The organism is Candidatus Hydrogenedentota bacterium, assembly GCA_018005585.1.
Taxonomy (GTDB): domain Bacteria; phylum Hydrogenedentota; class Hydrogenedentia; order Hydrogenedentales; family JAGMZX01; genus JAGMZX01.
The window spans coordinates 1-10,348 of sequence record JAGMZX010000054.1 but is presented as its reverse complement, the minus strand read 5'-3'; the positions used below and the strand labels follow the sequence as shown (position 1 = coordinate 10,348).

At 64.4% G+C, this 10,348-nt stretch carries 11 protein-coding genes; 6 read left to right on the top strand and 5 right to left on the bottom strand.

All coding sequences use genetic code 11. From position 1 onward, the window contains the following. From KA184_10995 to KA184_10975, 5 genes are all read right to left on the bottom strand, one after another. Positions 1–326: enoyl-CoA hydratase/isomerase family protein (locus KA184_10995; protein MBP8130093.1), on the bottom strand; the 326-nt coding region annotated here is incomplete at its 3' end. A gap of 338 nt (positions 327–664) precedes the next feature. Then, on the bottom strand, positions 665–913 hold the full coding sequence (locus KA184_10990) for an addiction module protein (GenBank protein MBP8130092.1): 249 nt from the start codon (positions 911–913) through the stop codon (positions 665–667). A gap of 103 nt (positions 914–1,016) precedes the next feature. Continuing rightward, a complete protein-coding gene (menH, locus tag KA184_10985) occupies positions 1,017–1,853 on the bottom strand; it encodes a 2-succinyl-6-hydroxy-2,4-cyclohexadiene-1-carboxylate synthase (protein MBP8130091.1) in 837 nt (278 codons plus the stop codon). A gap of 53 nt (positions 1,854–1,906) precedes the next feature. Continuing rightward, positions 1,907–3,682: a 2-succinyl-5-enolpyruvyl-6-hydroxy-3-cyclohexene-1-carboxylic-acid synthase gene (locus tag KA184_10980; protein ID MBP8130090.1), complete on the bottom strand. Its 1,776-nt coding sequence runs from the start codon at positions 3,680–3,682 to the stop codon at positions 1,907–1,909. After that, entirely contained in the window at positions 3,675–5,087 is a 1,413-nt protein-coding gene (locus KA184_10975; GenBank protein MBP8130089.1) for an isochorismate synthase, read from the bottom strand. The genes KA184_10980 and KA184_10975 overlap by 8 nt, the downstream gene beginning before the upstream one ends. 198 nt (positions 5,088–5,285) lie before the next feature. Between KA184_10975 and KA184_10970 the strand changes: the two genes are divergently transcribed. The 6 genes from KA184_10970 (at position 5,286) to KA184_10945 (ending at position 9,903) form a co-directional block, all read left to right on the top strand. Continuing rightward, the gene (locus KA184_10970) at positions 5,286–6,662 is read left to right on the top strand and encodes an MBL fold metallo-hydrolase (protein MBP8130088.1); all 1,377 of its coding nucleotides are present in this window, start codon (positions 5,286–5,288) and stop codon (positions 6,660–6,662) included. A 2-nt stretch (positions 6,663–6,664) separates the two neighbouring features. After that, complete coding sequence (locus tag KA184_10965) at positions 6,665–7,588, top strand: lysophospholipid acyltransferase family protein (GenBank protein ID MBP8130087.1); 924 nt, start codon at positions 6,665–6,667, stop codon at positions 7,586–7,588. A 67-nt stretch (positions 7,589–7,655) separates the two neighbouring features. Continuing rightward, on the top strand, positions 7,656–8,408 hold the full coding sequence (gene aroD / locus KA184_10960; GenBank protein MBP8130086.1) for a type I 3-dehydroquinate dehydratase: 753 nt from the start codon (positions 7,656–7,658) through the stop codon (positions 8,406–8,408). Positions 8,409–8,584: 176 nt separating this feature from the next. Further along, on the top strand, positions 8,585–8,731 hold the full coding sequence (locus KA184_10955; GenBank protein MBP8130085.1) for a hypothetical protein: 147 nt from the start codon (positions 8,585–8,587) through the stop codon (positions 8,729–8,731). A 58-nt stretch (positions 8,732–8,789) separates the two neighbouring features. Further along, positions 8,790–8,936 carry a hypothetical protein gene (locus KA184_10950; GenBank protein MBP8130084.1) on the top strand — a complete coding sequence of 49 codons (147 nt, stop codon included), beginning with the start codon at positions 8,790–8,792 and terminating at the stop codon, positions 8,934–8,936. A gap of 157 nt (positions 8,937–9,093) precedes the next feature. Next, the gene (locus tag KA184_10945; protein ID MBP8130083.1) at positions 9,094–9,903 is read left to right on the top strand and encodes a peptidylprolyl isomerase; all 810 of its coding nucleotides are present in this window, start codon (positions 9,094–9,096) and stop codon (positions 9,901–9,903) included. Positions 9,904–10,348 lie beyond the last annotated feature (445 nt).

Sequence of the window (10,348 nt, the reverse complement as noted above, 5' to 3'; positions counted from 1 at the left end):
TTCGGGCAGGCGCGAATCTGCCGGTGCAGGTCCAGCACATTGAGGCGATGCGCGCCGGAGCGGTCATCCACGTAGCCGCGCTCTCCCCGAATGTACTGGTCCCCGCCCGAACAGAATGCTTCCGAACCCGCACCCGTAAGGACGACAACGCCGATCTCCTGGTCGAAACGCGCGTCGCGCAGGGCGTCGCTGATCTCGTCGTTCGTCAATGGTGTAAACGCATTACGCCGGTGCGGGCGGTTGATCGTGATCTTTGCGATGCCCTCCGCCTTTTGGTACTTGATTTCCTGATATGTCTTGGCATCAGCCCAGTGAATGACCGTCATTTCCTAATCTCCAACGTTACAATTGCCTTTCGACATCTTCTCGCATAGTCCTCCGCGTCGGGGAGCACCTGGTCCTCCGGGTTTCTGCTGGTGCGCGCCAAAACCAGAACATACAAGCATTGGGGCCGCTCCGGCGCGCCACGAGATATGGGGAACGCGCAACAGGCCGCCTTCGTATTCCCTGCGATTCCCGCGGACCCGGCCCCGCTTTCGCCCTGGCGCGTCCATGCTGTCATCAACAGCAGCAAGCATCCGGTTTCCCGGACCAGCGTATCTCCCCTCCTGGAACCGGGCCGCGTCGCACGATTCCAGGGACGTTCTGGGATGGGCGTCGGCAATCAAGGCCTCAGACGTTCTCTGACCCGTCCCATCGCCTCTTCCGCCCGCTGACACTGAACTTTTCCTTCCTTGCTCTCGCACCATCTCCGCCCAACCCTGACCGCCCATGCTTGCACGATTTCAAAACCCGCACCACGCTCAATGCTGCCCCAGAGCAACTCCGACAGCGGAACGCGGTCCCCGATGGGGAGCGACAAAGCTTCACGGGCGGCATCGGGCAACGTGACCGTCACACTGTCTGCGCGCATAGCCCACGGAGGAATCACCACGTCAGAATACCATACGCCGCGCGCGAAATGATAAGAGAATATGCGGTTCCCGCATGCAGCGCGCCGTCCCGGCCCGCAAACGTCAACACTCCACCCCCTGACCCGCGGACAGAAACGCTCGCAAGACAGTAGCGTAGCCGGCGGGGTTTTCCAGGTGCACATTATGGCCGCATTCCGGGAACGGCTGGAGCCCCACCGCAGGGCATGCTTCGGCCATTGCCTCGGCCAGCATGTGGAATTTCCGGTCCTGTTCGCCCACGATCAACAGCGTCGGAATGCGGTGTTTCGCAAGCAGCGGCCACAGGTCGGGCTGGTCCGCTATGCTCAGCGCGCGCATCACGCGCGCGAACACGCGGGGATCGCCCGCAAGGCGCCGCTGGATGATACGCTCACGCAACGCACGTTTGTTTTGCAGGCTCGCGAAGAGCGGCTGGTCATACCACCACTCGACAAGGGCCCGGAAGGAAGCATACTCCTCCCCGCGCGGATACGCGCCCGCCTCCTCCAGCCGTCGCGCAAGCGCCGCGTCGTGTTCCCGCCGCTGCGCCCGGTCGTCTTCCTCGCGTAACCCGGGCGACGCCGATTCGAGCACGAGCCTTGAAACGCGCCCGGGATATTCCAGCGCGCAATACAGCGCAAGGCGTCCGCCCATCGAATAGCCTACCCACGCGGCGCGCCCGATACCCAATGCGTCCAGCCCCCCTAACACGCGCGCGCCCACATCAGCCATGCCGCACCTTCCCGCGGTATCCGCCACGATTCTGTTGAGGTCGACGCAGAGGCACCGGAAGGCGCCTGAAAACGCCGACGCGATGTCGTCCCAATCCGCGGCATCGCCCATAAAACCGTGAAGGAAGACTACAGGCGGGTGGTGGACTTCTCCCGAAATACGCCAACCGTCCTGGCTTCTGACCCGCACGCTCTTGCCTCCCTTACCCGACTGCGGTCCCTGATATGCGGCGCGAAACGGGCTCAGACTTCCGCTGTGCAGGCTTTTTCGACCGCGGCGGCAATCTGCGACTGCAACTGGCGATGCAACGGCGCGTTTCCGGCACGTTCCGCTTTGATTTCAATAATTACGGCGCGGTCAGCCTCGAACGCGGCGCGAAACGCCGCTTCGAAATCCTGCCGCGTCGCCGGATTGCAGTATCCAAGACCAAACAAGGCCGCGGCGTCGCGGAAGTGCAAGCCATGCGGCGCCGCGAAATAGCGTTCGAAAACGTCCGGGTAATCCGCCACGGGCAGAAAGGAGAAGATGCCGCCCCCGTCATTATTGACCACGACCAACACACAGGGCGCATTCAGGTTTCTGAGCAGAGCAAGCGAATTGAGGTCATGCAGAGCCGCCAGGTCTCCCAGGACGGCCACAACCGGTCGCCCCAACGCTCTGGCAAGACCCGCCGCGGTCGCAACGTTGCCGTCTATGCCGCTCGCGCCCCGGTTCGCGAAGACACGCGCAGCGGGGCCGTCGAATGGCGCGAACATATCCCAATCGCGGATCGGCATGCTGTTGGCGCAGAAGAGCGCCGCCCCTTCCGGCAACAACTTCGCAACAAGCCGCGCCCCTTCGATTTCGCTAAGCCCTTCTTGCGCGGCGGACCAAGCCGCCGTCGCCGCCGAAACGGCCTCGTTCGCGCGGACGAGCATCGCGGACCACGGGTTTGCCTGCAATCTGGCAACCGAGGCGGCAAGCCACCGCGAGAACGCGGCAACGTCCATCTCGATGCGCCGCGTCACGTGGTGCAACGGGTCATGCCGCTCGGGATGGTCCGCGATGCGCACGTATTCCGGCCGGACCGCGGCCAGATGCTCCTGCAAACGCCGCGATGTGACCGGTCCGCCGAGATGCAGGACCACATCGGGCCGAAAGCGTTCGCGGAACATCTCCGAGAGCAGCATCAGGTCGTAGAACGCGACGCAATTCCGCCCCTGCGCGCCCAGCCGCAACCCCGAGGCAATATCGGGGAACACGGGCCAGCCGGACGCGTCCGCTAGAGCGCGGACCGCGTCGGTTTCATCGGGCTTGTGCAGCTGCCCGGCAACAATCAGGCCCCGCCGCGCGAAACCCATCAATTCGAGAACGTCGCTTTGCGTGCGGTCCGCCAATCGCGCGGCGTTCTCCTCCCAGCGCGTGTATGGAAGCCCGCTTTCGGCCCAGGCGCGCAGGCGCTTGTCGAACGACCCGGGGCCGGCGCCGCCGGACACAGGCGCAAGAGGTTCGCGGAACATGCAGTTCAGGTGCACCGGCCCGGCGGGCGCGCGCCGTGCACGATACAACGCCTGGTCCACCGCGGTGAGCACCGATTCCGGCGGCACGCGCGAGTCCGGGCATGGAAGGCCGCAGTGCCAGCGCACGTAACCGCCAAAAAGCTTGATTTGGTCAATGGCCTGATTCGCGCCGCAAGCGAGCAACTCCGGCGGACGGTCCGCCGTCAGCAGGATAAGCGGCACGCACGACTGCGCCGCCTCGACCACGGCCGGCCAATAGTTGGCCGCCGCGGTGCCCGAGGTGCAGATGAGCACCGCCGGTTTTCCCGTGGCCAGCGCCCAGCCCAGCGCGTGAAAAGCCGCACCCCGCTCGTCAAAGTGCACGACCGGCCGCGCGGCGGTATTTCGCGCGACCGCAACCGCCAGCGGCGTGGACCGCGACCCCGGCGACAGGCAGAAGGCGCACACGCCGCCGCGCACGAGTTCTTCCACGATCAGGGCGGACCAGAGCGCATTGATGTTCGGCGCGTGTTCAAACATATTCGAACAGTACCCGCAGGAAATTATCCATCTTGTATTCGAGTTCGGCCCACTCCTCCGCCGGGTCCGACCCCGCGACAATGCCCGCGCCGTTATAGAGCGCAAGCGTGTCGCCCAGCACGAGTCCCGAGCGGATCGCCACGCAGAACTCCGCACCGTCCGCCGACACCCAGCCCACCGGCGAAGCATAGATGCCCCGGTCAAAGGGCTCGTGTTCCTCGAGCCACTTCAGGGCCGCCGCGCGCGGCGCGCCGCCAACCGCCGGCGTGGGATGCAACGCCCGGATCAGGGCCATGTCGTCTTCCGGACCGGCAAGCAGCCCTTCCACGCGGACCTTCAAGTGCTGCACATTGCGCAAACGCAGCAGGGACGGCGACGCCTCGATAGACAGGTGCCTGCAATGCCGCGTCAGAGTCTCGCGAAGCATGTTCACGACATAGGCGTGCTCGCGGCGGCTTTTCTCGTCCGTGAGCAGGGCCTCGCCGAGCGCCGCATCCTCGGCATCGGTACGGCCTCTTGGGCGGGTTCCCGCCACGGCCTCGCTCTCCAGAAAACACTGTGTGCGCTTGTAGAGACGTTCCGGCGAGGCGCCGATGAACGCGCGGTCCGGCGCGGGATGAAAACAGAAATCAAAGGACTGTTCCGTGTGCTCGACAAGCCGCGTGAGCAGGTCGACGGCATCGAGCGTGCCCGCCGCGGCAAAGACGGTCTCGCGCGCAAGCACGACCTTCTCCAGCGCGCCCGGACGAAACGTGCGAAGCGCTTCTCCAACCAGCGACTCCCACTGACCGCGGTCCGGGGCGTCCGCGCGCGTGGCCACCGGCGGCAGCGGCAATTGGCCCGCGCAATGCGGGGACCGCAGGGAATCCAGCATCTCCGCCACGGAAGCGAGGGTGCGGCGGTTTGATGCCGGGTCGCCAACCAGCACATTGCAGGCGAAGTCAAAATGGTCGCCGCGGCGCAGCACTTCGAATCGCGGCACGACAAACCGGAAATCACCAAAGGCACGCCACCGCGCGCTGCGCGCCGGGCCCGGATGGAAGCGGAACCCGCCGCAGTAGCGCTGGCTGCGCGCGTCCGGCGCCAGCCGCGCCCGCATGTGAGCGAACACGTCGCCGTCATCGCGGTCCACACAGTCCGGAGCGGCGACGTCCGCCTCGCCGACACCCGCCATCTCGAATTCACCCTCTCGGTCGGCCCAATAATACTGCGTGAGATGCCCCTGTGCGCGGAGCCAGTCCAGAGGCGCAACCTCGGTCACGGGCAGTTGCACCCTGGCAAGCCGGGGAGAGCCGGCGGTAACACCCGCACCGCCCATGAGCGTTTCCGCGGCGCGCGCGCCCGCGAGGCGCACGGCTGCATCCAGAGATACGGGCGCTCCGGGCTGATGTGATGTGCCGGACATGACGAGAGCGGGGTTGTCCTTCCTGGCGGCGCGAAGCGTGCTCTGCTTGCGCGCACCGTCGGTATTCTAGGAAACACGGGACAAATCCGTCAAACAACGCTCGTTTCTCAGCGTTTGCGCAGACCCGTGGCCCAGCCGCATTTCGCGCGCGGACACGTTTTGATTTCACCATGCAGTTCCGCGTAGAATTCAATATGTATGAGTGGAAGTCCTTCTATCACGTTCACAGTCCTGGGCGGCGGCGGCGAAGTGGGGGCCACGTGTTACCGGGTTTCCGTTGACGGGCGCCAGATCCTCCTGGATTGCGGCACCCATCCGAAAAAGGAAGGCCCGGAAGCCCTGCCTGCATTGGAACTGCTGCGTCGTCCGCCGGACGCCTTGGTTGTGTCGCACGCGCACGTCGACCACATCGGCGCAATCCCCTGCCTGCTGCGGGAGTTCCCGCTGACGAAAGTCCTCGCCACGCAGCCGACCGTCCGGATTATGGACCGGATGCTGCACAACAGCGTGGCGGTCATGGAGACGCTGGTTCGCGAGAAAGGCATGCCCGAGTGCCCGCTTTACGACCATGGCGATGTGCATTACGCCATGCGCTGCACCAAGGCATTCCCGATGGACACGCCCATCGACCTCGCGCTGGACCCGCCGGTACAGGCGAGTTTTCATCACGCGGGACACGTGCTCGGCAGCGGCAGTATCCTGTTGCGCATGCCGGGCCACACGCTCCTCTACACCGCGGACATCTGTGAATGCGACCAGGAACTGATGGGCGGTCACAACCTGCTCGACTGTCAATTCGAAGTGGACACGCTGGTCATCGAGAGCACGCGCGGCGCGGCGGACGAGTCGCGCGTCAAGACCTATTGCGAAGAGGTGAACCGTCTGGCCCACGCGCTGGATGAAGTATTGCGGCGCGGCGGTTGCGCGCTGTTGCCGTGTTTCGCTTTGGGCCGCACGCAGGAAATCCTGAATATCGTTTCCCGGCTCCAGGAAGAGGGCCGCATTCCGAGCGTGCCGATTTACGCTTCCGGCCTGGGCCGGGCCGTATATGAGATATACGATCACTTCGGCCATTTCCTGCGGCGCGACGCCTGTCTGCGCCCGCTGGACCTCTTCGACCGCGTGGGCAACGTTTGGGACCCGGCGCGCATCGACCAGTTGCTGAATCATCCCTGCATCATCGTGGCCACTTCGGGCATGATGGTCGAGACTACCCCGTCCGCCATGATCGCGCGCGAGATGGTGCAGGAAACGCGGCATGGCGTCTTTTTCGTCGGCTACCTCGACCATGAGACCCTGGGTTACAGGCTTTCGCATTCAAAGCCAGGAGATGTCGTCCGCTTTGCGTGGGGATATCCGCCCGTGGAGCTGGCGCTCGACAATATCCGGCGTTTCGACTTCAGCGCGCACGCGCCGCGCTGGGCGCTGCAGAACGTCATCGAGCACGTCCACCCGCGCAACGTTATCTTCGTGCATGGAGACCCCGAGGCCATCGCGTGGATGCACGAAAACACGAACAACGGCTGCACCAGGTATGCGCCCGGGGTGGGCGATTCCGTGGAACTCGAGGTCTAGCCATGGCGCACGGGGGCTTGCGCCTGGGACGGCATATTACGGCATGGGTTTCGATTCTGTTCGGCTATTTTACCCGGCTGTTGCCTTTGCCGGCCGCGCGAGCGCTAAGCGCCGCGCTCGCGGAGGTCGCTTTCCGCCTAGTGCCCCGTATGCGGCGCGCCGGTCTCGCCAATCTGGACCTGGCTTATGGCGACACCCTCAACCGGAGCGAAAAGCTGCGAATACTTCGCGGCGCCGTGCACAACGCCCTGCGCGTTGCGGTCGAGCTGTCGCGCCTCCCAACGTTGCGCGGCGATGGCTGGCGCCGCTATATCGACGTGGCCGGCATCGAGCACATCGATCCGAACCGCGGCGCGCTGTTGGTCGGCGGGCACCTGGGTAACTGGGAATGGATACCGGGTATTCTGACGGCGCATGGTTTCCGGCTCATGGTCGTGGTGCGCTCTTTTGACGCGCCCGAATTGGACCGTTATGTCGACGCGCTCCGCTGCAGCGTGGGTATCAGGACCATTCCCAAGAATCACGCCGCGCGCCACATAGAGACGCTGCTCGCGCAGAACTGGCTGATTGGGATGCTCATCGACCAGAGCCCGCGCGAGAGCGCGCTGCCCGTCACCTTCTTCGGGCAACCGTGCTGGGCAACCATCGGCCCGGCAATCGTCGCGCTGCGCACCCGCGCTCCGATTCATCCCGCAGGCATGTGGCGCAAACCGGATGGACGCTACCACGTGCAATTCTACCCGAGCATCCCGTATGAAGTGACCGGCAATGCCCAGCAAGACCTCCTCGCAGTCACCCAGCGGTGCCAGGACGCGGTCGAACGGATGGTGCGCGACCATCCCGAGCAATGGCTTTGGCTCCACCGGCGCTGGAAACAGCGGCCGCGCTTGAGCGCCGAATGGGCGGCCCGCCAGAAAGGCGCATAGTGCCTGTGCGCATAGAAAACACCTATAATAAAAGGCCGAAGGCACGAACCGTTTCAGGACTCCGCGGATGCTGCGGTTAGGCGATGTAACGCTGGGTTCCATCCCGCGCGTTGTGGTGTGTTTGCGCGACAACACGCCACAGGCGACGCTCGACGGCCTTGTCCGGGCGGGCGTGGACGCCGTGGAATTGCGCATTGACGAGTTTACAGGCCGGTCGCCGGCGTATGTGACCGGGCAGGTGAAACGGGTCAAGGGCCTGCCGGTTATAGCCACGATTCGGGCCAGCCGCGAGGGCGGCGCTTGGGACCAAGACGACATGGCGCGTCTCCACCTGTACCGCCGCGTTGCGCCTTGCGTACAGGCTATTGATGTGGAGATTTCATCGTCGGACATCGCCGCCGAAGTGTTCCAGATGGCGTCGCGCTCGGGCATCTTGTCCATCGGTTCCTATCACGACTTCGCCAGGACACCCGGCGCGCGCACACTCAAGGAGCGCGCCCGGCAGGCGCGAAACATGGGTGCGGATATCGTGAAGGTCGCCACTTTCTGCACCGGGACGGAGGACGTGCGCAGGCTGGCCCTGTTCACCGCGGCGGAACCGCACCCCGTGGTCAGCATGGGCATGGGCCCGTACGGCGGCCTCACGCGTATCCTCCTGCCGGCGCTCGGCTCCGCGCTGATCTACGCGGCCTGCGGGCGCCCGACCGCGCCGGGGCAGTTGTCCTTTGCGGACACGATAGCGTATCTTAAGGAGTTCTACCCCGAATATAATCGGGATAGGCCGGATGCAAGGCCCCGTCGCGAAAAGAGGGAGGATTAATCCGGGTCCGGCGGCACGCAGAGCTTAAGACGGCACAGGGTAGTTGCGCAAAGGGGCGCATTACCCTTACACTAGGTAGACAGACAGCCGCAGGCGCCGCGGCGCGAACTCGGCCCTTCAAGCGAAGGGGGGAAGCCTGGACGGGCGCCCTAGGCCATGTGTTGGAGGAATCTGGTATGCAGATGTCAGTGATTGTTCAATCCAACGGATCGGGGAAAAGCGAGTTGGACGCGCTCCTCAAGGATGGATGGGCGGTCGCGTCCATAACCCCAAACAACGGCCAGAGTTACAATGACTTTCTTATCATCCTGGAAAAGAACTAGCCCAGATGCGGCAGCAATCGGGGCAGGACCCTCCAGGACAGCCCCGGGAGGAGGAGATATGCAGACATCGGTGATTATTCAATCCAACGGTTCCGGAAAAGAAGAATTGGACAAACTGCTGAAGGAAGGGTGGCGGGTTGTTTCCGTTACCCCTAACGACGGCAAGAGCTATAACGACTTCCTGATCATTCTGGAACAAGCGTGATTCGTGTCCGGGCTGGGCGAGGATGCACCGGCCCGGATACAAGCCAGCGGTTCCGGGGCTCTTTTCCCCTTCCGCGTCGGGTTCCGTGCAAACAGCACGCCTCCGATTGCCCCTTGCGTATGGGGCATGGGCGTGCGAAGTCCGGGAGTGCATTAAAATGATGAAGAAAGTGGTTCCGGTTATCGTGGCGCTGGCGGTGCTCGTCGGCGTCGCTTGGTTCAACTATGTGTTCAGACCGTCGCGGCTGACCTATGCCCAGCTCCAGCAACAGGCGGTGGCGGAACAGCGTTTGGCGGAAGCCGCAGGCGAACAGGCCACGCCCGCGCCGGAAACCACCGCCGCGGACAGCAGCCCGGCTCAAACCTGGCCTGCGGAGGCGCCCGAAGTGTTTCAAGTACAGTTCGAATGCAGCAATGGCACGTTTGTCATCGAGTGCCGCAAGAAGTGGGCGCCTCTCGGCGCACAGCGGTTCTACGACCTCGTCCGCAAGCAGTTCTACGATGGCGCGGCATTCTTCCGTGTCGTGCCGGGGTTCGTGGTCCAGTTCGGCATGCCCGCGGACCCGCGCGTCGGCGCGCAGTGGGTCGGCTCGGAAATCCCCGACGACCCCGTGCTCGAAACCAACGCCGTTGGCACGGTGAGTTTTGCGTCGCGCGGCGAAAACACGCGCACGACGCAGGTATTCATCAACCTGGGCAAGAACGACCAGCTCGACGGCATGGGCTTCGCCCCCTTCGGCAAGGTCGTCAAAGGCATGGACGTCGTCACGGCCATCAACGCCGAATACGAGCTGCGGCCCGACCAGGGACGCATCCGCACCGAAGGCGCGGCCTACCTCAAGGCGAATTTCCCGCGCCTCGACATTATCCACCACGCAACGCTCGTCCCCGAACCAACGGAGGAAGCCAAGCCCGAAGCCGCCGCACCCGAAACAGCCCCGGAAGCGCCCAAGCCCCCGGCGCAGTAGCTGAGACAGCGCTCAAGGCACATGGCCGGGGCCGGCCTTCGGTTTTGGCCTGCCAGTTCGCTCCGGCTTGTTCTGTATTTGTCCCGCCGGGCGCGGGAACGAGCCCGTAGTCTCCCTCGAAACCCGCGTGGGCCCGTCCGCGCGAGGGCGGACGGCGCTCCCGGCGTCCGGCAAGGCCGAAGACCGGGCCCCCGTTCGGGGGAGGCTTGTGCCTCTGGTCCATTCATCAGGCTCGACCCGAAGTTGCATCCCAAGGCTCGTTCCCAAGTCGCGCCCCCAAGGCTCGTTCCCAAGTTGCACTTGGGAACGCGTTTTTCCCCCGAAGCTCCGCTTCGGCACCCCTCACCTCTCCTCGACCCTGTCCACCTCAAGAACCGAGTGATCCTCCAGAATGTAGTTGCGTGCCGACGAATATCGCCAATGCTCCGGCGCATCCACATACCCC

Coding starts and splice junctions, on each gene's coding strand:
- KA184_10990 (MBP8130092.1), bottom strand. CDS start 913: ATGCGCGCAGACAGTGTGACGGTCACGTTGCCCGATGCCGCCCGTGAA.
- KA184_10980 (MBP8130090.1), bottom strand. CDS start 3,682: ATGTTTGAACACGCGCCGAACATCAATGCGCTCTGGTCCGCCCTGATC.
- KA184_10975 (MBP8130089.1), bottom strand. CDS start 5,087: ATGTCCGGCACATCACATCAGCCCGGAGCGCCCGTATCTCTGGATGCA.
- KA184_10970 (MBP8130088.1), top strand. CDS start 5,286: ATGAGTGGAAGTCCTTCTATCACGTTCACAGTCCTGGGCGGCGGCGGC.
- KA184_10965 (MBP8130087.1), top strand. CDS start 6,665: ATGGCGCACGGGGGCTTGCGCCTGGGACGGCATATTACGGCATGGGTT.
- aroD (MBP8130086.1), top strand. CDS start 7,656: ATGCTGCGGTTAGGCGATGTAACGCTGGGTTCCATCCCGCGCGTTGTG.
- KA184_10955 (MBP8130085.1), top strand. CDS start 8,585: ATGCAGATGTCAGTGATTGTTCAATCCAACGGATCGGGGAAAAGCGAG.
- KA184_10950 (MBP8130084.1), top strand. CDS start 8,790: ATGCAGACATCGGTGATTATTCAATCCAACGGTTCCGGAAAAGAAGAA.
- KA184_10945 (MBP8130083.1), top strand. CDS start 9,094: ATGATGAAGAAAGTGGTTCCGGTTATCGTGGCGCTGGCGGTGCTCGTC.